Origin of the sequence: Flavobacterium sp. S87F.05.LMB.W.Kidney.N, from assembly GCF_004366435.1 — a bacterium.
Taxonomy (GTDB): Bacteria; Bacteroidota; Bacteroidia; order Flavobacteriales; family Flavobacteriaceae; genus Flavobacterium.
This window is the reverse complement of record NZ_SODX01000002.1, coordinates 398,368-420,503: the sequence shown is the minus strand read 5'-3', so window position 1 is coordinate 420,503 and position 22,136 is coordinate 398,368. Positions and strand designations below refer to the sequence as shown.

General features: G+C 31.6%; 28 protein-coding genes. All 28 read left to right on the top strand.

Annotated features, from left to right (window positions below; all coding sequences use genetic code 11):
• Positions 1 to 4: 4 nt before the first annotated feature.
• On the top strand, positions 5 to 940 hold the full coding sequence (locus EDB96_RS07670) for a hypothetical protein (RefSeq protein ID WP_134139995.1): 936 nt from the start codon (positions 5 to 7) through the stop codon (positions 938 to 940).
• Between the two features lie 23 nt (positions 941 to 963).
• Positions 964 to 1,917, top strand: coding sequence for a DUF6620 family protein (locus EDB96_RS07665; RefSeq protein ID WP_134139993.1), 954 nt, complete (start codon positions 964 to 966; stop codon positions 1,915 to 1,917).
• A 122-nt stretch (positions 1,918 to 2,039) separates the two neighbouring features.
• Complete coding sequence (locus tag EDB96_RS07660) at positions 2,040 to 2,807, top strand: hypothetical protein (RefSeq protein WP_134139992.1); 768 nt, start codon at positions 2,040 to 2,042, stop codon at positions 2,805 to 2,807.
• Positions 2,808 to 2,900: 93 nt separating this feature from the next.
• Positions 2,901 to 3,650 carry a DUF2314 domain-containing protein gene (locus tag EDB96_RS07655; RefSeq protein WP_134139991.1) on the top strand — a complete coding sequence of 250 codons (750 nt, stop codon included), beginning with the start codon at positions 2,901 to 2,903 and terminating at the stop codon, positions 3,648 to 3,650.
• A 144-nt stretch (positions 3,651 to 3,794) separates the two neighbouring features.
• Complete coding sequence (locus EDB96_RS07650; RefSeq protein WP_134139990.1) at positions 3,795 to 4,286, top strand: TPM domain-containing protein; 492 nt, start codon at positions 3,795 to 3,797, stop codon at positions 4,284 to 4,286.
• A 107-nt stretch (positions 4,287 to 4,393) separates the two neighbouring features.
• Positions 4,394 to 5,041, top strand: a complete 648-nt coding sequence (locus EDB96_RS07645; protein ID WP_134139988.1) for a suppressor of fused domain protein — start codon at positions 4,394 to 4,396, stop codon at positions 5,039 to 5,041.
• 10 nt (positions 5,042 to 5,051) lie between these two features.
• Positions 5,052 to 5,390 carry a n-acetylglutamate synthase gene (locus EDB96_RS07640; RefSeq protein ID WP_134139987.1) on the top strand — a complete coding sequence of 113 codons (339 nt, stop codon included), beginning with the start codon at positions 5,052 to 5,054 and terminating at the stop codon, positions 5,388 to 5,390.
• 95 nt (positions 5,391 to 5,485) lie between these two features.
• Positions 5,486 to 7,831 carry a hypothetical protein gene (locus EDB96_RS07635; protein ID WP_134139986.1) on the top strand — a complete coding sequence of 782 codons (2,346 nt, stop codon included), beginning with the start codon at positions 5,486 to 5,488 and terminating at the stop codon, positions 7,829 to 7,831.
• Positions 7,832 to 7,843: 12 nt separating this feature from the next.
• Positions 7,844 to 8,275 carry a GNAT family N-acetyltransferase gene (locus EDB96_RS07630; RefSeq protein WP_057116630.1) on the top strand — a complete coding sequence of 144 codons (432 nt, stop codon included), beginning with the start codon at positions 7,844 to 7,846 and terminating at the stop codon, positions 8,273 to 8,275.
• Between the two features lie 19 nt (positions 8,276 to 8,294).
• Complete coding sequence (locus tag EDB96_RS07625) at positions 8,295 to 8,696, top strand: DUF1801 domain-containing protein (RefSeq protein WP_057116631.1); 402 nt, start codon at positions 8,295 to 8,297, stop codon at positions 8,694 to 8,696.
• A gap of 13 nt (positions 8,697 to 8,709) precedes the next feature.
• Entirely contained in the window at positions 8,710 to 9,444 is a 735-nt protein-coding gene (locus EDB96_RS07620) for a DUF2625 domain-containing protein (protein WP_208326185.1), read from the top strand.
• Positions 9,445 to 9,552: 108 nt separating this feature from the next.
• Positions 9,553 to 10,545: an ankyrin repeat domain-containing protein gene (locus EDB96_RS07615; protein ID WP_134139985.1), complete on the top strand. Its 993-nt coding sequence runs from the start codon at positions 9,553 to 9,555 to the stop codon at positions 10,543 to 10,545.
• A 109-nt stretch (positions 10,546 to 10,654) separates the two neighbouring features.
• Positions 10,655 to 11,335, top strand: coding sequence for a DUF4919 domain-containing protein (locus EDB96_RS07610; protein ID WP_243839317.1), 681 nt, complete (start codon positions 10,655 to 10,657; stop codon positions 11,333 to 11,335).
• 280 nt (positions 11,336 to 11,615) lie between these two features.
• Positions 11,616 to 12,158: a DUF2975 domain-containing protein gene (locus EDB96_RS07605; RefSeq protein ID WP_057116633.1), complete on the top strand. Its 543-nt coding sequence runs from the start codon at positions 11,616 to 11,618 to the stop codon at positions 12,156 to 12,158.
• Between the two features lie 10 nt (positions 12,159 to 12,168).
• The gene (locus EDB96_RS07600) at positions 12,169 to 12,375 is read left to right on the top strand and encodes a helix-turn-helix domain-containing protein (protein ID WP_057116634.1); all 207 of its coding nucleotides are present in this window, start codon (positions 12,169 to 12,171) and stop codon (positions 12,373 to 12,375) included.
• A gap of 85 nt (positions 12,376 to 12,460) precedes the next feature.
• On the top strand, positions 12,461 to 13,057 hold the full coding sequence (locus EDB96_RS07595) for an NAD(P)H-dependent oxidoreductase (RefSeq protein WP_134139983.1): 597 nt from the start codon (positions 12,461 to 12,463) through the stop codon (positions 13,055 to 13,057).
• A 20-nt stretch (positions 13,058 to 13,077) separates the two neighbouring features.
• Positions 13,078 to 13,518: a hypothetical protein gene (locus tag EDB96_RS07590; protein WP_134139981.1), complete on the top strand. Its 441-nt coding sequence runs from the start codon at positions 13,078 to 13,080 to the stop codon at positions 13,516 to 13,518.
• Between the two features lie 29 nt (positions 13,519 to 13,547).
• A complete protein-coding gene (locus EDB96_RS07585) occupies positions 13,548 to 14,084 on the top strand; it encodes a hypothetical protein (protein ID WP_134139980.1) in 537 nt (178 codons plus the stop codon).
• A gap of 206 nt (positions 14,085 to 14,290) precedes the next feature.
• Positions 14,291 to 14,776: an SRPBCC family protein gene (locus tag EDB96_RS07580; protein ID WP_134139978.1), complete on the top strand. Its 486-nt coding sequence runs from the start codon at positions 14,291 to 14,293 to the stop codon at positions 14,774 to 14,776.
• A gap of 103 nt (positions 14,777 to 14,879) precedes the next feature.
• Positions 14,880 to 15,776 (top strand): NAD(P)H-binding protein, encoded by an 897-nt coding sequence (locus EDB96_RS07575; protein WP_134139976.1) that lies wholly within the window; start codon positions 14,880 to 14,882, stop codon positions 15,774 to 15,776.
• Between the two features lie 12 nt (positions 15,777 to 15,788).
• Positions 15,789 to 16,703, top strand: coding sequence for a helix-turn-helix domain-containing protein (locus EDB96_RS07570; protein WP_134139975.1), 915 nt, complete (start codon positions 15,789 to 15,791; stop codon positions 16,701 to 16,703).
• Positions 16,704 to 16,761: 58 nt separating this feature from the next.
• Positions 16,762 to 16,974: a hypothetical protein gene (locus EDB96_RS07565; RefSeq protein ID WP_057116641.1), complete on the top strand. Its 213-nt coding sequence runs from the start codon at positions 16,762 to 16,764 to the stop codon at positions 16,972 to 16,974.
• Between the two features lie 80 nt (positions 16,975 to 17,054).
• Positions 17,055 to 17,423, top strand: coding sequence for a nuclear transport factor 2 family protein (locus tag EDB96_RS07560; RefSeq protein WP_057116642.1), 369 nt, complete (start codon positions 17,055 to 17,057; stop codon positions 17,421 to 17,423).
• Between the two features lie 120 nt (positions 17,424 to 17,543).
• On the top strand, positions 17,544 to 18,593 hold the full coding sequence (locus tag EDB96_RS07555; RefSeq protein ID WP_134139972.1) for a serine hydrolase domain-containing protein: 1,050 nt from the start codon (positions 17,544 to 17,546) through the stop codon (positions 18,591 to 18,593).
• A gap of 1 nt (position 18,594) precedes the next feature.
• On the top strand, positions 18,595 to 19,017 hold the full coding sequence (locus tag EDB96_RS07550; RefSeq protein ID WP_134139970.1) for a DUF1801 domain-containing protein: 423 nt from the start codon (positions 18,595 to 18,597) through the stop codon (positions 19,015 to 19,017).
• Positions 19,018 to 19,019: 2 nt separating this feature from the next.
• Positions 19,020 to 20,123, top strand: a complete 1,104-nt coding sequence (locus tag EDB96_RS07545; RefSeq protein WP_134139969.1) for an MBL fold metallo-hydrolase — start codon at positions 19,020 to 19,022, stop codon at positions 20,121 to 20,123.
• A gap of 206 nt (positions 20,124 to 20,329) precedes the next feature.
• Complete coding sequence (locus EDB96_RS07540; RefSeq protein WP_134139968.1) at positions 20,330 to 21,454, top strand: lactonase family protein; 1,125 nt, start codon at positions 20,330 to 20,332, stop codon at positions 21,452 to 21,454.
• 61 nt (positions 21,455 to 21,515) lie between these two features.
• Positions 21,516 to 22,052, top strand: a complete 537-nt coding sequence (locus EDB96_RS07535) for a GNAT family N-acetyltransferase (RefSeq protein ID WP_057116647.1) — start codon at positions 21,516 to 21,518, stop codon at positions 22,050 to 22,052.
• The last annotated feature ends 84 nt before the right edge of the window (positions 22,053 to 22,136 follow it).

The following is a 22,136-nucleotide window of genomic DNA, read 5'->3' as shown; positions in this document are numbered from 1 at the left end:
ATAAGTGTTCGGATTATTCAAGAAAGAAAAAGAAGAAAGTCTACCCGATTGGTATTGTGAACTTCAGGAATCACAAGAAAGATGGTTTAGTTTTTTAGAAAAATTGGAAACCAAAATAGAAGAGTTTGCAACGGCAGCAATTCCAGAACTAAAACAGATTTTAGAAGAAGACGATGATCTTTATAAAAGAACTTTTCAGAAAGTTTATTCAGGTGTAAATGGGCAATTAAACAATATAAGAGAAAAAGCCAGAGATACTTTTGAAGAAAAAATATTGGATACTTACCAAAACATCAATTCGCAGGTTTCTGTTCTAAGTAAATATTACGGGTTAATTTCTGATTTTAGAACTGTTTGTTCCGATCGTTATCATAGAGGTTTTGAAGACAAATATGAATATTGGAGAAAACAAATAGAAAAAACACAGGAGCGTGATCTTGAAATAGAATATCAGAAAATCTTAGATGAATTTGAATCTATTAAAGATAAATTCAGCTGTAAACAATGCGGTGGAAATATCACAATCGAAAAAATCTTTTTAATCGAAACCTATATTTCATGTCCGTATTGCAAAACACAGAATACTTTTGTGCCAAGCACACAGGGAAGGAATTTACAACATATTGCACGGGGACTTGCCGAACAGAGAACTGCCCATTTACAAGAGGCTTATGAAATTGAAAATGAAAGAGAGCGTGCCTTTTACCATCAGCGACATGAATTAAGTTTGAGCACAATACACGAAACAGACAAAAAAGTTTTGAGTGAAATCAATGCGAAAATGGATGAACTGGAAGAACAAAGACAGTCTGCAATTCAAAATGCTCCAAAATTATATCATACTTATTTAAGAGCAATGTATGATGAGTGGAATAAAATTACCCCAGATTTGAAAGAACACAACGAAAAAATGTATCAAAATCAATTGAAATATAAATAGTTATTAACCCTAAAAATCGACAAATGTTTAAAAAGCTTTTTGGATCTCTAACCGGAGACAATAAACAGGAAAACCAAAATTACGAAGCCCAGACTTCAAATAACAATTACGAAGACGATAACAATTATCAAGAAACAGAATACGATCCTGAAACTTTACACGGAACACATTACGATGTAGAAGATTTTGATAATGAAGTAGCTGCAAGAGCGGAAGCTTGGATTGCAGACGAAAGAGCAAACGGCGAAAATCTAGATGAAAAAGATATTCAAAATATATATTTCAACTACAGAAGAGCAGTTTACACAGAATGGAACAATTGCGATTCTGATCAAATGATACGATTTGAACATGCTAATTCATTAAAATACTCAGGAATTCAAACTTCAGGATTTGTAAAAGTAGATGACAACAATCCGTTTTTAGAACCTGTACATGGCGTAGATTTAAGAACTTATACCGCAATGTGTCTTAAAATAAGCGCCGGAATAGATTACTTGGAAGTTTGTAAAGCAATGGGATTTGAACCAATAATCTGGGAAGAATTAAATACAATCTGGCCGCAGCGTATGGGCGAAGATACTTCGTTTACGGTTACAACTTTATTCGGACAATATTACGCTGAAAATGTAACAGTTCCTCAGTTGGAAAATCTTAAAGCTGAAATTTCTGAAGAAGGTGCTGCAAATCTAGAAAGAATCAGAACTGATCGCTATTTCTACGAAGAACTTGCCGGAGCAAGACAAGCAGCTTATGAATACGGAATTGACGGTGCTCAATGGATTTTGGATAATTTCGGAATCAATCTTGCCGATTTTCAATCTGTGGCAATGCAATGGATGACGGAGCAAAATCAGAATTGGAATTCAGAAGACATCATGGAATTCACAAATTATCAGCAGGAAAAACAAAAAGAATATGCTGCAAAATTTGCCGCAGAACAAGGCGGGAATATTGCAGACGATGTAAATTTCTAAACCCGATTTACTTTTGATATAAAAAATCCGATTTGTGAAAACAAGTCGGATTTTTTTGTTTCCGATCTATTATATTTGTAGTATTTTATCTATGTTTGTTTCTTTTTAAAAAATGAGCTTTTATGAATTATATTCCAATCATTCATACAATTAATGATAAAAATATTTTTATTATTATAAGAGAATTTATTAAAACCTGGTATGAAATTGATATTATTCAACCTAAGGAAGAGATTAATTTTGGAGATAGGCTGGGCATTAATTTATCAGATGACATAAATAAGGTTCTTAATCTTTTTACTGATTTAAATAACTCGATTATTTATGGAAATAAAAAATATATTCATTCAGCTCACAATTATATATTTACAAATCAACGATTAATCATTTCATATAATAAAAAGGAAGAATTTTTATTATTATTACAAGAAGGACAACAAGACCTTTACTTTGGTATAAAAAAAAATGATTTATTAAAAGATAACCCAATCATCTTTAGATCCCTCATAAATATAAAAACAAAAGAAATTATCTATTACGAAGACTTAAATTTATATAATTTTGTTATAAATCACGTTTGTACAAATTGCTGTAAAATAAAAACAAGATCTTACACTTATCTTTTTCCAAAAAATGATAATGCAATGAAACATAAAATATCGGAATTTATAAGTTATTTTGATTACAAAAGATCATTTGATAAAATTGTAATACTAGAAAAAAATGATGCAATAGCTTATATTGACTACACTGAAAATCATTATAGCTCAGATTTTTATTTGTTAACCGTAAATAAATGGACAGAAAAACAAAAAGATATTACCGAAAAAATAGTCGAAATATTTGAATGGAAAGGTTGGAGTGACAATACCAATCGATTTAAATTTTAACAAATATAAAAAACCGATTTGCAAAAACAAATCGGTTTTTTATTCGTTTAGAAGATCATAATAATCTAGATAATCACTTATAAATATTATATAATGGAAGAAACAAAAATATTCTACGCCGACGGAGAAAATCCAAAAATGATTGAAGCTTATAAAAAAGCACAAGAAACCTTTAAATATTTCTGGAGAGAATTGTCTTGGGAATACCGCAGAATAATTCCAGGACTTGATGTAGCTTGTGTAAAACTGGCTTTTACGCAGGAAATCGACAATGAAACTGTTGTAGAACACATGTGGATTAACGATGTAAATTTTGACGGAGAAAATATATACGGTGTTCTAGTAAATGATCCTGACGAATTAACGAATGTAAATAACGGTGATGAAGTACAAATTCCAGTAAATCAAATCAGCGATTGGTTATTTGCAATTGGTGGAAAAACGTATGGTGCTTTTACGATTCAGGCAATGCGTTCTGAAATGAATGAGGAAGAAAGAGCATCACATGATGAAGCTTGGGGATTAGATTTTGGTGATTTTAATGATATTCTGGTGGTTAACGAACAAAAAGAAAAACCAGAAAACATCATTGAACATCCGATGAGTAAAAACATGAAAGAAAGCCTTATTGACTTTGTAAAAAATAATCCTGAAGAAATAACAGCTCAAGACGAATTGGGTTATACGTTTTTACATCGCGAAACAATTGCAGGAAATCAGACTTCTATTGAAGTTTTATTAGAATCTGGCGCAGATAAAAATGCCAAAACCGAAAATGGAAAAACTGCATTAGATTTTGCAAAAGAACTTAAATGGGATCATTTACTTCCTTTATTGCAGTAAAATTTTAAAATCCGATTCAATTGTAAATCGGATTTTTTTATTTGAATGTTATGGGAAATAAATATTGATTTTTCGTAACAATTTAAGACCTGAATTTTAATAATAAAGCATTAGTTTTGCATCGCCCAAATCAACATATCTGCCATGAAAAAATTAGTATTCGTTTTTGCAATTGTTCTTTTTTTTCCAAATTATTTTTTTGCACAAACAAAAGGTGAAGCACAAAACATCTTTGCCAAATCATACGATTATGTAAATGATTTCGAAAAAATCCTTACTCCAAAACAAATCAAGGATTTAAATGATTATCTGAAAGCAAGTGAAGCCAAAACAAAAAGCAAAATCCTAATTGTTACAACCGCAACAATAGCACCTTATACAGATCTGACAGATTATTCGCTGGACTTAGATAAATACCTGCTTTCTAAATTAAAGATCGACACTTCAATTTTAATTGTAATCAGTAAACAACTAAGACAAATTCAAGTGCAGGGAGTTGACAAAATACGTGCAAAAATGACCGATCAAGAAATGAAAGATATCATAGCTGCGTATGTGGTTCCTGAGTTAAAAAAAGGCGATTATTACAAAGGTTTACAGCAAGGCACTCTGCAGCTGATAAAAAAAATAGAATAAAACAAGATCCGATTTGCGAAAGCGAGTCGGATTTTTTTATATCGTAAATTCCCAGTTTTCGAATAAAAATAATATCTTGTATACACTTAAACTACAAACCGATAAAGATGACTTTAGAAGAATACAAGAAAGAATTTTCAGAAGATGACGCCGTTGGATGGTTAGAAATTGACAAAGAATTTGACCGACTGTATCCAGGGCAGGAACCTAAACATTTTGTACCTGCGATTAGTTATATGCTTGGTGGAGAAGACCCTCTAGATGGTATAAGCGTGTATGAAAGTAAAAAACAAACAGATCATTATCATTTTATAACCTACGGATTTTCTGAATTATATTATAATGAAGAAAAAGTTGATGGGGAATTTAGCAAATGGGGTTTTGAGCTTACTTTTAGACTAAAACCTTTCGAAGCCGATAACGGAAACCCAAGCTGGGCAGTGGTTCTACTTCAAAATATTGCAAAATATGTTTTTAGCAGCGGTAACTGGTTTGAAGAATTTCATTACATGCCTGCAAACGGACCTATTCGTCTCGATACAGATACCGATATTACAGCACTTGTTATTGTAAATGATCCCGAAATTGAAAAAAAACATACCCCGCATGGAGAAGTTTCATTTCTACAGATTGTTGGAATAACTTCATCTGAATTCGAACATATCAAAGCAAATCCTGGAACAGTCGAAGAATTAGTCAACAAACTTAAAGAGAACAATCCGTTATTGATTACAGATTTAAATCGAAAAGACTAAAAAATCCAAAATGATTAATTACAACGGTAAAATTTTCAAACCCTTCAGCAATAGTGACAATGGAGAAACGTCTCACGAGACAGTATTTCATTATCAACAAGAAGGGAATATTTTAACGGCTCAATATTCGGGAGGAAAAATAGTTACTGGGCATTTAATTGGTTTGGTTGATGAAAAAGGAAATATCGAAATGCGCTATCATCAAGTAAATGACAAAGGCGAATTAATGACAGGAATGTGTTCCTCGAAACCAGAAGTTTTAGAGAACGGAAAAATAAGACTCCATGAAACCTGGCAATGGACCTCTGGAGATCATTCTAAAGGAAATTCTATAATCGAAGAACAGTAGAAATCAGATATTTAAAACAAGTCGAATTTGATTTGGTCTTTTAAAAAAATTAGCCCGCCTAAAAACATAACCTCAATATAAAAAGACATCTCTAAATGAAATTAAAGATTATAACTTTTATTATTACAGCATGTTTTTGCGGCATTTCATTTTCTCAGGAAAATGCAGTGAAAAATCCCGAAACAACCTTTTCACAAAAAGAATCCTTTCTTGATACTGTTATTGAACCGCTTAAAAAAAATCCGTTATATTTTGAAAAAGTGTTTCTTCATACCAATAAAACATCTTATTTTATTGATGACATTGTTTGGTTTAAAGCTTATGTTGGTGACATTTCGAACAAACCTTCTCTAAAAACAACACGTCTCAATGTGAATCTCTTGGATGTAAAAGGCAAAATAATTCAAAATCAGCAAGTTTTTATTTATAAAGGAATCGGAAAAGGACAGTTTATATTAAACGATTCGCTAAAAACTGGAGTTTATTATCTTGAAGCTGCGACAAATTACATGAGAAATTTTGGAGATGACAATACGTTTATTCAAGAAATAAATATTCTGAACAACATTTCCGTAAAACAAACCTCTTCGAAGAATAAATATGATATTCAGTTCTTTCCAGAAGGAGGTTATTTACTGGAGAATGTAGAAAATACAATTGGCATTAAATCATTATGTAATGGAAAAGGAATTGATTATTTAGGCAAGATAATAAATACAAAAAATAAGGAAGTTGCCACTTTTAAAAGCCAGCATTTGGGAATGACTAGGTGTAACTTTATCTATGAGCCAAATGAAACATACAGTGCCGTAGTCCATATTAATGACACTTTAATAAAAGTAAATCTGCCTGCTGCTCAAAGGACAGGTATTCTTTTAAATCTTGACAATACATCGCCTGAGTATATTAAACTAAGTCTTAAGACAAACAGCAATTCTATTCCTGAAATAAAAAAGAATCGTTACAAACTGTTATTTCATCAAAAAAATAATATTCTAGATTATCTCGAAATTCAAAACTTAGAAGCATTAAATCTAGAAATCGACAAAAAAAACTTCTATAATGGTATTAATAAGATTACCCTTTTTAAAGATAATCAGCCAATTGCAGAAAGAAAATTTTATGTTGAAAAAGAAGTACAACCAATCGTTGCGATAGAAAAAACAACAGTCGAAAATGATTCTATTAACTACAAACTAAAAATATCTCACTTAGATCAAAGTATAAATGCAAATTTGAGTACGTCAGTATTACCTCTAAACGCATTAAATTATACGGAAAACAATACTATAAAAAGTGCTTTCCTCCTATCCCCGTACGTAAAAGGATATATTGAAAATCCTGCCTATTATTTTAATACAAAAAATGATAACAGAAACCAGCATTTAGATTTACTGTTGCTTACGCAAGGCTGGACTCAGTTTACATTAAAAGAAATGATTGCTGACTTAAATCCTGTTTATAAATATGATTTTGAAGCAGGATTTAAGCTAAAGGGCAGCTTGTCAACTCTTCCTGCAAATCATCTGGCTCTATTAACAACAGATAATATAATTATTGATAAAATATTTTTGAATGGAAAAAAAGATTTCAGCTTCAATAATCTTCTCATTTACAAGGGAGATGCTGTCAAAATTTCATTTGTAAACAACAATAATGAGGCCATAAAACCAGAAAATATTCAGCTTAATAATTTAAAAAACTCGTCGCTGACTAATTTAAACATTGAAAACAGAATAAAACAAACTTCTATTTTAAACGAGAATTCATGGAATGAGATGTATACGGCAGGCTCTATAAAATTGGATGAAATAAGAATTACTGCCCAAAACAAAAGAGCTGTCGATCGAAAAAAGCTTATTAAAAAATACCAGCCGTTGGTTTTTGATATTGGGAAATATTATGATATAGAAATTGCAGAACATTTTAAGAACAAAGATTTAATGTATTTTTTAAATTTTGATCAAAATGTCAAAATGGTAACCTGGAAAGGTCAAGAAACCTATCTTGAAACTGGAATTGACAAAGAAGCCGTTTTGTATATTGATGGAAAATATATTTCATCTAATGAATTACTTGGTGTTTCTTTAGAAATAAAAGACATCGAAAACATTATGATTCAAACTGTGAAAGGAAATAAAATTTTTCAGGTTTTCACCACACAAAACTATCAAAATAATATCGTTGAACTTTTTAATCAATACATCATTACAGACGGATTTGATAAAGACAAAAAATACTATTCACCAATTTACACTTTCAATACCGAAAAGTACAGTAATTGGACAGAAATTGATTGGAAACCAGATTTACAAACGAATAATGGAGAGGTTTCATTCAAAATAAAATCCAATCCTCAATTAGAAGGTTATTTATTTTCAGTTCAAGGTTTTGCACAAGATGGTTCTTTGATTTCAGAAAATTTCAAAATAAATCAATAAACGAATTCGTAAATGATCATAGAAGAAGTCCAAAATAAACATTATCCAGCTTTAAAAGAATTATTTTTAAACGAAAGAAAAAAAACTTTTTCATGGCTCGATACATCCAAATTCCATCTAGATGATTTCGAAAAATACACACAGGGAGAATATATTCTCACTGCATTAGTAAATGATATTCCTGTTGGTTTTATTTCGATTTGGATGCCGACAAATTTTATTCATCATTTATATGTTGACGAAAAATATCAAAACAAAAAAATTGGAACAGAATTATTAAAAGCAGCTATTGGCGTAACAAAATCTGCCGTAACTTTAAAATGTCTAGAAAACAATACAAAAGCAATTGAATTTTATAAAAAAAGAGGATTTACAGAAAAAGAAAAGGCATACTCTCAACATGGCAGCTGTATTTTTTTAAAATCTTCTGAAGAAATAGTTTAACACATTAAACTTAAAAAACATGAATAAAGAAATTCAGGCATATAACGATTCTCAAAGCGATGAAGATCAAAAGATATGCACAGTTTTAAGTACTATAATCAACCATTTGCTGCCTGAAGCGGAAAATAAAATCTGGCATGCACACCCGGTTTGGTTTTTAGATGGAAATCCGATTGTGGGTTATAGCAAATTGAAAGATTCTGTTAGATTGCTTTTTTGGAGCGGACAATCTTTTGACGAAGAAAAACTTCAAAACGAAGGTTCTTTTAAAGCTGCCGAAATCCGTTATACAAACTCCGATCAAATCAATGAAGAAGATTTAAAACGCTGGCTGGAAAAAGGAAAAGAAATTCAGTGGGATTATAAAAATCTTGTAAAACGAAAAGGAGTTCTTATTCGATTAATGACCAAACCCTATTAACTTAAAAACCAAAATGAAATTTTTTCAATTATTAGCCGTTATTTTTTTTACATCAACAACCTTTTCACAAACCAAAATGCGCCCTGTAAACGAACTCATAGATCCAAAAGATTCTGGATGGAAATTAGTAAAAGAATGGATTGATACTGCCAAAAATAAAGTAGAAATTCTTCCAGCAGATCCACAAAAAGCCAAAGATGCTTTGTATCATACACAAGTAACAACAAAATCACCAATGGGTGCGATTGTATATAAAACCGGCGGAATCATAGTAGACAACGGCTGGATTAGGATTTTAGGCTCAGGCAGTTCCAAACTCAACCGCAGTCTTCCGGATTGGAATAAAGGAAAATCTTTTAAAGAATTTGGAGAAGCTCCTTCTTATCTTTTAATTGCAGACGATGCTCTGGGTGGTTTTTATATATTAAACGGAGGCGCTTTAGGAACAGATCTTGGCAATGTTTATTATTTTGCTCCAGATAATTTAGAATACGAACCGCTTGATATTACCTATTCTCAATTTTTAGAATTCTGCTTTAATAATGACTTAGACAAATTTTATTCAGGCAGCAGATGGGAAAATTGGAAGAAAGAAGTTGCTGTACTGCCAGGCGATCAAGTTTTTAATTTTTATCCATTCTTGTGGTCAGAAGAAGGAAACGATATCAACAAAGTGCAGAGAAAAATAATTCCTATTGAAGAACAATACAGCTTAAATTTAGATTTAAGAAAACAGCTTGGGCATTAGAATGAATTCATTTCAAAACTTAAAACAGCTAAACTTTATGTTTTTGCATCAAGAAATTATTTTTTGTAATTAAAAACGTACATTTGAAAATTACAAATTAAATTTACAATGAATAATTTAAAGCTACTCCCACAGCAATTCTCTTCAATCTTAGCTACAAAAATTTCAAATGGAGAATTTGATTCTGCAAAGCAAATTATTAATAGTGAAAATATCAATGTTAACTCCTATATAAATGCTGAATATTATAACACATTAATAATTGAAGTTCTAACATCATATGGATGCAAAGATGAAATTGAAAGAACAGAAATGATACATTATTTATTAGAAAATGGTGCTAATCCTAATATGTATTGTAAAAGTGGCTATAATGCTCTACACATAGCTGTACAACGCCATAATCTTATAAAGTCACTGGATTTACTTCTCGATTATGGAGGAGATGTGAATTTAACTGACAGTAAAGGAGCAACAGTTGCTTATTGGGCTATACAAGGATTTCCTTGGCGAACAGAAGGTGACGAACGCCAAATTCATTTGAGCGTTATTGAAAAAATAATTATGCTCGGTGCTGATTTGGATTTAAAAAACAAGTTTGATATAACACCTAGAAAATGGCTCGAGCACACATCAGAAGATGTAAAGAAACTTGTAGAAGAATGTGAAAAAAAAGAGCGTTTATATAAACCTAGTGATACTATTTATCCTAAATTCCCAACAAATTACAAATTTCCAGAAGTTGTTGAACAATTAAGAAGTCTTATTCCTTCTAGCGGAAAAGCTAATACAATTGAATCAGAAATGTTAAGGGGTTTAGACAATCTTCAAGATGAAGCCTTTAGAAACGGAAATATTAATTATAATGAACAGCATAAAGATTTTGCGAAATTTATACAAACAACATTAACTGAGTCGTCAATTTTTGACGAAAAAGAAATTAAGAAAATCAACAGTGTGGCTAAAAAACTTATGAGTTCTAAAAAGCCATATTTACATAATGATGTTTACGATTATTTAACGGATCAGATTTGCATTTATCACAATCACAAAAACAAGAAAGAAGTTAGTAAAAAGAAATGGTGGCAGTTCGGAAAATAATAAAACTTAAGGTCTTTATTAGTATATAATCAATTATCATAACAACGTTTTGCGTTAAATTAATTTGTATTTTAGTAAGATCAGAACTACAACCTAAAACCTTCTAATCATGCTGAAACAAATTTTTCTTCTCCTAATTTTTTGTTTGGGAATTCAAACGTATTCTCAAGAACTTGGTTTCACGATTCCAGATTACAAAGCAATCGAAAAAGAAATTAACGATAAGAATTCCAAATTCTTTTATCCCAAATTAATGGAAAGGCTGACGAAAAATGACACTTTATTATCGCATGAAGAATACCGCCATTTGTATCTAGGATACGTTTTTCAGCCTAAATACAATGCCTTTTGGAAATCGCCAGATGAGCAAAAACTAAACGAATTATTTGGAAAAGAAAAACTCGAAAACGCAGATTATGATGAGATTATTAAATTAATCAATCATTCTTTAAGTGAATTTCCTTTTGACCTCAAACAACTCAATTACCTCTCTTATATTTACCATTTAAAGGGCGACGAAACTTCATCTAAAATCACTTCTTTTAGATTTCACAGTATTATGAATGTGATTTTATCTTCTGGTGACGGAAAAAAATGCGAAACTGGTTTTCATGTTTTACTGGTCGAACACGAATATGTTCTTTTGAACGTTTTCGAAATCGAATCGAAAGGTCAGTCTCTTGTCGACAACTGCGATTATCTAAGTTTTGAAAAAGGTGCTTACAATGTTGACGGTATTTACTTTAATATCGAAAAAATGCTGGAAAACGAAAGAAAAGCAATTCGATAATTTTTTTCAAATTTGCTCTTATAAAAAATTAAATTTCTCTTTTAGCCCCGATGGAAACGGCATCCTTTTTTGGCTCTTCACTCCTATTGTCTGCCAAAAAAGATATAGTGGACAGCGGGACAAGTGGTCTTTTGAAAAACTAAAGTACTGCTTATAAAAACAAAATAACAACTCCAATAGATTTCTGTCTACTGGAGTTTTTTTTTGATAAAAATTATATTTTTATTGTTTATCAATAAATATTTATTATTTTAGCAGCATAACTTTTAATCTAATTACAATGGAAATTAAAATTGGAACACCAGAAATCCTGAAATTTTTGAATATTTTATCTTGGATCATTTTTATTGGTTTATGCATAGAAGCGGGTATGTATTTATTTAATGGTATTTATACAATGACTATAAATTCATACAACGCACGGTTTCTCAATTTACTAGATCTTTATAATTTCAGTCCCAGCCATTATATTCAGGAAATGATTCTTATGAGTATTGTCGCTGTTTTAAAAGCGATTATGTTTTACCTAATTGTAAAAATGCTGCATGAGAAAAAGCTAAATGTGACACAGCCTTTCACTGCAGAAATGGATCGTTTTATATTTTACATGGCTTATCTGGCTTTTGGAATTGGTTTGTTTTCTTACTGGGCTTCAAAATTCAACAATTGGCTCACTACAAATGGTGTAAAGCTTCCTGCGCTAGAAACATTAAATTTAGAAGGTGCCAGTGTATGGATATTTATGGGTGTTATACTATTTGTTATCGGACAGGTTTTTAAAAGAGGAATTGAAATTCAGTCTGAAATTGACTTAACTATTTAAACTAGAAATTATGCCTATAATAGTAAATTTAGATGTAATGATGGCAAAAAGAAAAATGTCATTAAACGAACTTTCAGAAAAAGTAGACTTGACATTATCTAATCTTTCGATTTTAAAAACAGGAAAAGCAAAAGCCATTCGTTTTAGTACACTTGAAGCAATCTGTAAAGTATTGGACTGTCAGCCTGGAGATATTCTAGAATTTTCGGAAGAATAAATTAGATAGCTTTTTTCGATTTAATTTGTATTTTCGTACAAAATTATTTCTATTTCAAAAGGTTTTAAATCTAAAGAATCTAAAAATGAATATTTTAATTGTTTACGCACATCCCAGCAGAAAATCATATACGTTTCAAGTTTTAGAAAAATTAAAATCTGTTTTAGCTCTTGAAAAATGGAATGTAGAAGTTTCCGATTTATATGCTTCCAATTTCAACAGCGATATGTCTGAAGAAGAATACGAACGTGAAGGTTTTGGAAGAACAGAACTGCCGATTTCGGCAGATGTTTGGAGTGAACAAGAAAAAATAGAAAGAGCAGACTGCATTATTTTTCTTTATCCCGTTTGGTGGAGCGATTGTCCTGCTAAACTAAAAGGCTGGTTTGATCGTGTTTATTCTGTTGGATATGCATACGGTCAAAATGAAACTTCAAGAAAAATGAAAACAATTCCCCTTGGACTTGTAATTTGTACAGCTGGACATCCAAATGATTTTTTACATGAAATCGAAATTGCCCAAAGCATGGAAAAAGTAATGCTCCAAGATCGACTTGGAAAACGTTTTGAAAATAAAGAAATGATTATTCTAGGCGGTACTTTGGACTTGGAAAATGTGATGCAAAAGCACTTTGACCAGATGAATCTAATTCCAGAAAAAATAAAAACTATAAAGCAGTAATTACCCAATATTAATAAAAAATGATACAAGAAGACGAGTCACAAAAATCAGTATTTGAAGAAATTCCAACCGAAAAAATTTACTCTTCCAAAGCCATAAAAACAGCAACATTTTTTGCTGGTATTCTAGTTGGAGGATATTGCATTGCCGAAAATTTTAAAGCTTTTAATGATTTTGATAAAGCAAGAAAAACATGGATTTTCACTATAATTTCTACAATAATAGTTATTGTATTGGTATTCTGGCTTCCTGATAACTTTCCTTCAATTTTGTTTCCAGCGGCTTATTTAGGAATGGCTTCTTATGCTGTTCAAACTTATCAAGAAAAAAATATTCAAAACCATATCGAAAAAGGTGGAGAAACTTTCAGCGGATGGAGAACTTGTTTGATTGGTTTGATCAGTATTTTGATTTTTTTAAGTCTTGTTTTAGGTGCTTCCACATTAATTGACGGTATTTAATTAAATCTTAAAATCAATTTGTTAATAATTTGGAAGAAGGATTAAGAACACTTCTACCTAAAATTTCTATTGACTTTATTAAAATAAACATGAATCTTAAAAAAATAAAAGTTTATCATTTATTTTGGTTTGTTGCTGTAATAGTTGCATTCATTGCATTAGTGTCAAGCAATTATCCTAACTCATCATTAGATATAAACATTTCAGATACTTACTTTGTCATTTCAAATTATCATTTAGCTATTATTTTATTTTTTTCTTATCTATTAATGGGGCTTGGGTATTGGCTGGTTCTAAAAATTTTAAATAAACAGCTGTTTAAACTTTTGACTATTATTCATACCGTAATTTTAATCGGTAGTTTTCTCTTTTATTGGATCGTTGTAGTATTTGGCAAGCTCCATCTTAATAATCGTACTTATAATTATTTTGATGATTTTGAATTAATCAATATTACTTTAGTGTCTGAATTCTTAATCATAATTTTCGTAGCCACTCCAATTTATATAATCAATTTATTAATTGGAATTTTTAGAAAAAGTAAAACAGAAATGATTCAACATTAAGTTTAAATCTAAATTCTAAAAATCAAGTCTAAAATCTAAAGTCTAAATCAAAAATCTAAAGTCTAAAATCTAAAGTCTAAAATCTAAAGTCTAAAATCCCTCCCCCCTTCCTTGTCCGAAACACACCGTAAAATTGTCTTTTAAACACCTCAACTAATTGATTTTTAGATTGTAATTTTACTTTACTAATTTATAAATCACTAAAAATGAGCGCACAAAGTTTTACCACAAAAATAATAGTAGATCAATCTCCAGAAGAAGTTTTTAAAGCCATACAAAATGTTAGAAGCTGGTGGTCTGAAGAAATTGAAGGAAACACTGCCGAACTTAATGATGAATTTGATTACCATTATGAAGATGTTCATCGATGCAAAATAAAACTGGTTGAAGTTATTAAAAATGAAAAAATAGTCTGGCTGGTTGAGCAAAACTATTTTAAATTCACCGAAGATAAAACCGAATGGACGGGAACAAAACCAACTTTTAAAATCGCAGAAGAAAACGGAAAAACAGAACTTACATTCACCCATTTCGGATTAGTTCCTGAATATGAATGTTATGAAGTCTGTAAATCTGGCTGGACGAATTATATTCAAAACAGTTTAAAAAAGCTGATTACAACTGGTAAGGGTGAACCGAATGCAACTGGAAAACCTCAAACAGAAACCGAACGAAAATTATCTGAAAAATAAAATACAGATTCATAATTCTATTTTTAGACTACATCAATAATAGATTTGGCTACATCTCTTTGATAGATGCTTCGCAACTTTGTATCATCAAAAAAATAGAATTATGAAAATTATAATTACAGGTTCTTTAGGGAACATCAGCAAGCCTTTAACTGCAGCTTTAGTACAAAAAGGACATTCGGTTACCGTAATTGCAAGCAGCAATGCAAGACAAGAAGAAATTGAAAAATTGGGTGCATCGGCAGCAATTGGTTCTGTAGAAGATTTGAGTTTTTTAACCAAAACTTTTACTGGAGCAGATGCCGTTTATTGTATGATTCCTCGAGCAAATTATTTTGATCCGAATCTTGATTTGGATGCGTTTACACGAAAAATAGGAAATAATTATGCCGAAGCAATCCAACAATCTGGTGTAAAACGTGTTGTTTTTCTGAGCAGTATTGGTGCACATTTAGAACAGAATTCTGGAATTATCCAGCGTTATAACGAGATTGAAGCAGTTCTGAATAAACTTTCAGATGTTTCGATTACGTTTATGCGTCCGACTTCATTTTATTACAATTTGCTGGCTTATATTCCGATGATTAAAAACCAAGGAATCATTGCAGCAAATTATGGTGGAGATCAATTGATTCCGTGGGTTTCTCCAAACGATATTGCCAGCGCTATTGCAGAAGAAATCACAACTCCGCTTGACGGAAGAAAAATTCGTTATGTTTCTAGTGAAGAATTAACGGGTGATGAAACAGCTAAAATTCTGGGCGATGCCATTGGAAAACCAGATTTAAAATGGCAGTTAATCAGCGACGAAGAAGTCCTAAACGGATTAGTTTCTGTTGGGATGCAGCCAAAAATTGCCCAAGGTTTAGTTGAAATGTATGCCGGACTTTACAACGGTACACTAGGTGAAGATTATTATAAGAATCGCGCTTCTGAATTAGGAAAAACAAAACTGGCTGAATATGCCAAAGAATTTGCTTCTATATACAACCAAAATTAAGTACTTTAGACTATGGCAAATCAACAACCCGTTCGAATAAAAAGTATCAGCGAATTTCATCAATTTCGAAATCTGCCTAAACCGGAACATCCTCTTGTAAGTGTTTATAATTTTGAAGATTTAAAATACTTAAACGAAAATGAACCAAAAAGCCTGATGCTTGATTTCTACTCTATTGCACTCAAAAGAAATGCAAATGCAAAAATGCGCTACGGCCAGCAGGAATATGATTTTAAAGAAGGAGTTTTGTTATTTATTTCACCGGGTCAAGTTTTTTCTATAGAAGGAAATTCCGAAATGCAGCATACAGGATGGTCATTATTGATCCATCCTGATTTTTTATGGAATACACCGCTTGCGCAGAAAATCAAACAATACGAATATTTTGGATATGCCGTTCATGAAGCGCTGCACCTTTCTGATAAGGAAGAAAAAATGATTATCGATCTCATCAAAAATATTCAGCAGGAATATCAATCGAATATTGACAAATTCAGCCAAGATGTAATTATTGCCCAAATCGAATTATTGCTTACTTATTCGGAGCGTTTTTATAACCGTCAGTTTATTACCAGAAAAATAAGCAATCATCAGATTCTGGCGCGCTTAGAAAAATTACTTGAAGATTATTTCAACAACGATTCCCTTAGTAAAAAAGGTCTGCCAACCGTACACTATATTGCCGAAAGCCTGAATGTTTCTCCCAATTATTTAAGCGGTTTATTGAAACATCTTACCGGACAAAGCACCCAGCAGCACATTCACAATAAACTGATTGAAAAAGCAAAAGAAAAACTATCGACCACAAGCTTATCTATAAGCGAAATTGCTTTTGAATTAGGTTTCGAACATCAGCAGTCGTTTAGCAAATTATTTAAAACCAAAACGAATGTTTCTCCTCTGGAATTCAGACAATCTTTCAATTAAACATTTAGCGAAACGATTCATTTATTTCATAAATTCGTTGTACTAAAAACGAAAATAAATGAGCACAAAATCTACAATAAAACCTGCCAAAAAATGCTACGAACATCTTGGCGGTAAACTTGGTGAACTCCTTTTAGAAAACTTTGCAGATAAAAACTGGATTGCTAAAAAATCGCCTTCAGACAAACATTTTTACATTACAGAATTGGGCGAAAAAGAGTTTTCTAAATTAGGAATTGATCTCTCAAAAATTAAATCTGAAGAAGTTTAATTTTATAAAATTTCCAGTCATTTTCTGCAATAATTATCGAGCCGAATTCCTTACCTTAGTTTGCTTTTAAATCTCGAATTATGACTAAGAAAGAAATCGCTAAGAACTTTCTGAAATTGGCCGCAAAAGGGCATTCTCACGAAGGTTTTAGATTATATGTCGGAAAGAATTTCAAACATCATAACCAGCACTTCAAAGGTGATGCCGAAACTTTGATGCTGGCTATGGAAGAATCTGCCAGAACAAATCCGAATAAGGTTTTTAAAATTCACCATATTTTAGAAGACGGAAATCTTGTCGCAGTACATTCGCACCTCAAACAAACACCCACAGATATTGGTTTTGCCGTTGTTCATATCCTTAAATTTGAATCGGATAAAATCATCGAACTGTGGGATTTAGGTCAGCCAATTCCTAAAGAAACTATCAATGAAAATGGAATGTTTTAGATTAATGGTGAATTGTGAATTGTGAATTGTTAATTTTCAATCATAAATTTTTAATTTTTAATCTTTAATTTTTAATTGTAAAACACATAAAACACTAATCAACAATCTTTTAATCCATCAATGAAATCATTTTTTAAACTTTCGTCTTTTTTATTTTTAGTACTTGTTTTATCCAGCTGTCATTCGACGGCACAAAAAAAAGTAGATTATAAAAAAAGTATTGACAGTTTAATTCAAAATGCAGATCCGCTTTTTAATGGTGTTGTTCTTATTTCGCAAAAGGGAAAAACTTTGTATTCTAAAGCAAAAGGATATTCTGATTTTGATTCTAAAAAAGTTTTAAAACCAGAAAGTCAGTTTGAGATTATGTCCAACAGCAAACAGATTACAGCTGTTTTGATTTTATTGGAAGTAGAAAAAGGAAAAATTGACCTGCAATCTCCAATTAAAAAATATCTGCCTCATCTTAAACAAACTTGGGCAGATTCGGTTACCGTTCATCAATTATTAAATCATACTCATGGAATTATAGATTTAGATAAACCTTTGGCTTTTAAACCTGGAACCGATTTTAAATACGGAAATTTGAGTTTTAATTTACTTGGTGAAATTGCGGCATATTCGGCACAAAAAAGTGTTTCGGCATTACAAAATGAACTTTTTCAGAAACTGGAAATGAAGAATACTTTTTCTTACGATAAAAGCAAAATTCAAAATTTAGTTTCAGGATATTTTAATGAAAACAATGTTTTAGAAAAAGTAACCCAAAGCCAGATCACACCGCAAAGTTTAGGTGCAGACGGCGTTGTTTCTACCGCAGCAGATTTGGTAATTTGGAATAATAAGCTGCACAACGGGAAAATCTTAAAGCCAGAAACCTATAAATTAATGATAAAGTATAATATTTTGTCGCAGCATAATGTCTTCGGAAAAGACAAAAAAGGCTACGGTTACGGCATAAGAATTATCGACAACGAGCCTATAAAATATTTGGGACACACAGGTTTAGGAGATGGTTTCTCTTCTCTTAACTTATATTTTCCTGATTCTGGAATTAGTTTAATTATTCTAGAAAATCAAATGAACGCTAAATCTGATCTTTTTTATGCTTCAGAAATTAAGATCAAAGACATTTTGATGAAGAGCAAATTATTCAATCAAAAATTATAAAATGGCAAAAAATAAAACTACCGAAACGCAGCAAAGTGTAACTGATTTTATTAATGCTGTCGAAAATGACGCAAAAAGAAATGATGCTTTTGAACTCTTAAAAACAATGCAGGAGACCACAGGTTTTGAACCAAAAATGTGGGGTCCAAGTATAATTGGTTTCGGAAGCTATCATTATAAATACGATAGCGGACACGAAGGTGATGCACCTCTTACCGCTTTTTCTCCTAGAAAAGCTGCCACCACAGTTTATTTTTATTTGCCCGAAGAAAATAGAGAAGAACTTTTGTCCAAACTAGGAAAACACAAATCTTCAAAAGCCTGCATTTACATCAATAAATTGACTGATATCGATATTGAAGTCTTAAAAAAGATAATCTTACTTTCAATTGAATTTACCCAAAAATTATATCCCCAACAATAAAAATGATCACATTCTTAATTATCCTAGTTCTAATAGTTTTTATAACTTATAACTTTTTACAACATCCAAAATTCGGAAAAGCACCTTCTGGTGAAAGGTTAACCACAATTCAAAATTCACCTCAATATAAAAACGGAAAATTCGAAAACCAGCATTTCACGCCAGATCTTGCCGAAGGAGCTAGCTTTGCGGGAGTTTTGTTTGAATTTTTCTTTAAAAAAGTAGACAGAAAAATTCCAACCGATTTGATTCCGTCCGTAAAAACCAATTTACACGAATTACCTATCGATCAGGATATTTTGGTTTGGTTTGGGCATTCGTCTTATTTCATTCAGCTTGAAGGAAAGCGTTTTCTAATCGATCCGGTTTTCAGCGGGAACGCCTCTCCTATTCCCGGCACTACAAAATCGTTTAAAGGATCTGATATTTATACTGTTGATGATCTTCCAGAAATTGATTATTTATTGATTACACACGATCATTACGATCACTTGGATTACGAAACTATCCTAAAATTAAAACCCAAAACTAAAAAAATAATTACTGCTCTTGGAGTAGGCTCTCATTTTGAATTCTGGGGTTTTCTCCCAGAAAATATCATCGAAAAAGATTGGTACAGTACAATAGTATTAGATGAAAATCTTACTATTCACACGACGCCCTCCAGACATTTTTCGGGCAGAAGTTTTAAACGCTGCAATACGCTCTGGACTTCTTTTGTTTTAGAAACTAAAGATTTTAAAATGTATCTGGGCGGAGACAGCGGTTACGATTCGCATTTTGCTGAAATCGGCGAAAAATACGGACCTTTTGATGTTGCGTTAATTGATAACGGTCAATACAACGAAAAATGGAAATACATTCACAACATGCCAGATGATGTGATAAAAGCCATGAAAGATTTAAAAACGAAAAGGGTTTTTCCAGTTCATTCTTCTAAATTTGCTTTATCACTTCACTCTTGGGATGAGCCGTTAATCAGAGTGACAGAATTAAATAGTTTATCTGATAATCCAATCTCTTTGATCACACCTATGATTGGTGAAGCAGTAGAGTTGAAAAACGAAAACCAAGAATTTAAACAATGGTGGAAAGGGGTTAGGTAATTTTTAATGGTGAATTGTGAATGGTTAATGGTTAATTGTTGATTGTTGATTTTACCTGAAACTTGAAACCTGAAACTAAACATTTTCAACGTCACCCTGAGCGTCCCGAGAATTCGGGAGAAGGACACAACGTAAAGGGCTTCGACTTCGCTCAGCCTGACAATGCGGGCAAAAACTTGAAACTTGAAACCTGAAACTTCATAAAAATGAGACAAAAAATAACCTTCTTAACGATTACGTTTCTCCTAACGATAAATCTGTTTGCTCAAAACACTTATGTCTTTTTAGGATCTTATAATCGTGATAAATCGGCAGAGACTATTCAAGTTTATCAGCTCGATACTTTAAGTTGTAAATTGGTGAAGTTTACTTCGGTTAAGAACGTTGTTAATCCTTCTTATTTAACTGTTTCTCCAAATGGGAAATTTGTTTACGCGTGTACCGATACAAAAACGCCGAACGCGGGAAGCATTAGCAGTTTTGAATTTAATCCTGCAGCTAAAAGTCTGACTTTTCTAAACAGTCAGAGAAGCGGAGGCGAAAATCCTGTTTATGTTGCCGTTCACAAAAGTGGCAAATGGATTGCAAATGCCAATTATACAGAAGGAAGCGTTTCTGTTTTCCCGATTTTAGAAAACGGAAAAATAGATTCTATTGCACAGAATTTCCAATATATGGAAGGAAGCACACACAAAGAAAGACAAACAAGATCTCACGTTCATTCCTCTGTATTTTCTCCGCAATTTGATTATCTGTTTTTACCTGATTTGGGTGCCGATAAAATCCGTTGTTATGCTTTTGATGAAAATCAGAAAAAGCCGTTAATGGAAACTAAAAATCCATTTACCAAAACCGATTTAGAAGCTGGTCCAAGACATTTTACCTTTCATCCGAATCAAAAATTTGGGTATTGTATTGAAGAAATGGCGGGTCAAATAAGTGTTTACAAATATAATGATGGCGTTTTAAACAAAATCCAGCGCATTGCTACTCATCCTGACAAAATAAAAGAAGGTTTTGAAAGTTCTGACATTCATATTTCTCCAGACGGAAAATTTCTTTATGCCACAAACCGAGGAAATGAAAACAATATTGCTATTTTCTCTATTGACGAAAATGGCCTTTTGAAAAATATTGGTTATCAACCGACTTTAGGAAAACATCCTCGAATTTTTGCCATTGATGAAAGTGGCAAATTTTTGGTTGCTTCGAATGTTCTCACTGGGAATGTGATTGTTTTTAGAAGAGATCCCAAAACGGGATTACTAAAAAAAGTTGGTAAAGAAATTAAAATGGAAAATGTTTCGTGTGTGCAGATTAAAAGGATTTAATTTATTTTATAATGACATATTCTACGATCTCAATTAAAAACTAACTATAAAACTTCAAAAAATGACAAAACCATATTTCAACTTGCAACCCGATTTTTTAGAAGATGAAATCGTAAAGTTAATTCCTTTAGAAGAAAGTCATTTTGAAGAGCTGTTCAAAGTTGCTTCAGATCCTTTAATTTGGGAACAGCATCCTGCAAAAGACAGAAGTAACAGAGAAGGCTTTAAAACCTTTTTTGAAACAGGAATAAATTCTAAAGGCGCTTTTTTAATTTTAGATAAACAAACCAATGAAATTATAGGAACTACCCGTTATTACGATTATAAACCAGAAAACTCAAATATTGCGATTGGATATACTTTCTTAGCAAGAAAATTTTGGGGCGGACCTTATAATAAATCTTGTAAAAAACTATTGATTGATTATGCTTTTCAATATATAAATTCGATAATATTTCATGTTGCAGCAGAAAATTTCCGTTCGCAGAAAGCCGTTTTAAAACTTGGAGCGCAAAAAACGAATACAATGGTAGTTGTTAATAATGGGATAAATTTACCCCACTTTGAATATGAACTGAAGAAGCGTAATGAATTATAAGTTAGAAGTTATGAGTTATTGGTTAGAAGTTAGAAGTTAGAAGTTAGAAGTTAGAAATCAAACTAGAGTCATCAGCTAATTATT

Coding starts and splice junctions, on each gene's coding strand:
- EDB96_RS07665 (WP_134139993.1), top strand. CDS start 964: ATGTTTAAAAAGCTTTTTGGATCTCTAACCGGAGACAATAAACAGGAA.
- EDB96_RS07660 (WP_134139992.1), top strand. CDS start 2,040: ATGAATTATATTCCAATCATTCATACAATTAATGATAAAAATATTTTT.
- EDB96_RS07655 (WP_134139991.1), top strand. CDS start 2,901: ATGGAAGAAACAAAAATATTCTACGCCGACGGAGAAAATCCAAAAATG.
- EDB96_RS07650 (WP_134139990.1), top strand. CDS start 3,795: ATGAAAAAATTAGTATTCGTTTTTGCAATTGTTCTTTTTTTTCCAAAT.
- EDB96_RS07645 (WP_134139988.1), top strand. CDS start 4,394: ATGACTTTAGAAGAATACAAGAAAGAATTTTCAGAAGATGACGCCGTT.
- EDB96_RS07640 (WP_134139987.1), top strand. CDS start 5,052: ATGATTAATTACAACGGTAAAATTTTCAAACCCTTCAGCAATAGTGAC.
- EDB96_RS07635 (WP_134139986.1), top strand. CDS start 5,486: ATGAAATTAAAGATTATAACTTTTATTATTACAGCATGTTTTTGCGGC.
- EDB96_RS07630 (WP_057116630.1), top strand. CDS start 7,844: ATGATCATAGAAGAAGTCCAAAATAAACATTATCCAGCTTTAAAAGAA.
- EDB96_RS07625 (WP_057116631.1), top strand. CDS start 8,295: ATGAATAAAGAAATTCAGGCATATAACGATTCTCAAAGCGATGAAGAT.
- EDB96_RS07620 (WP_208326185.1), top strand. CDS start 8,710: ATGAAATTTTTTCAATTATTAGCCGTTATTTTTTTTACATCAACAACC.
- EDB96_RS07615 (WP_134139985.1), top strand. CDS start 9,553: ATGAATAATTTAAAGCTACTCCCACAGCAATTCTCTTCAATCTTAGCT.
- EDB96_RS07610 (WP_243839317.1), top strand. CDS start 10,655: ATGCTGAAACAAATTTTTCTTCTCCTAATTTTTTGTTTGGGAATTCAA.
- EDB96_RS07605 (WP_057116633.1), top strand. CDS start 11,616: ATGGAAATTAAAATTGGAACACCAGAAATCCTGAAATTTTTGAATATT.
- EDB96_RS07600 (WP_057116634.1), top strand. CDS start 12,169: ATGCCTATAATAGTAAATTTAGATGTAATGATGGCAAAAAGAAAAATG.
- EDB96_RS07595 (WP_134139983.1), top strand. CDS start 12,461: ATGAATATTTTAATTGTTTACGCACATCCCAGCAGAAAATCATATACG.
- EDB96_RS07590 (WP_134139981.1), top strand. CDS start 13,078: ATGATACAAGAAGACGAGTCACAAAAATCAGTATTTGAAGAAATTCCA.
- EDB96_RS07580 (WP_134139978.1), top strand. CDS start 14,291: ATGAGCGCACAAAGTTTTACCACAAAAATAATAGTAGATCAATCTCCA.
- EDB96_RS07575 (WP_134139976.1), top strand. CDS start 14,880: ATGAAAATTATAATTACAGGTTCTTTAGGGAACATCAGCAAGCCTTTA.
- EDB96_RS07570 (WP_134139975.1), top strand. CDS start 15,789: ATGGCAAATCAACAACCCGTTCGAATAAAAAGTATCAGCGAATTTCAT.
- EDB96_RS07565 (WP_057116641.1), top strand. CDS start 16,762: ATGAGCACAAAATCTACAATAAAACCTGCCAAAAAATGCTACGAACAT.
- EDB96_RS07560 (WP_057116642.1), top strand. CDS start 17,055: ATGACTAAGAAAGAAATCGCTAAGAACTTTCTGAAATTGGCCGCAAAA.
- EDB96_RS07555 (WP_134139972.1), top strand. CDS start 17,544: ATGAAATCATTTTTTAAACTTTCGTCTTTTTTATTTTTAGTACTTGTT.
- EDB96_RS07550 (WP_134139970.1), top strand. CDS start 18,595: ATGGCAAAAAATAAAACTACCGAAACGCAGCAAAGTGTAACTGATTTT.
- EDB96_RS07545 (WP_134139969.1), top strand. CDS start 19,020: ATGATCACATTCTTAATTATCCTAGTTCTAATAGTTTTTATAACTTAT.
- EDB96_RS07540 (WP_134139968.1), top strand. CDS start 20,330: ATGAGACAAAAAATAACCTTCTTAACGATTACGTTTCTCCTAACGATA.
- EDB96_RS07535 (WP_057116647.1), top strand. CDS start 21,516: ATGACAAAACCATATTTCAACTTGCAACCCGATTTTTTAGAAGATGAA.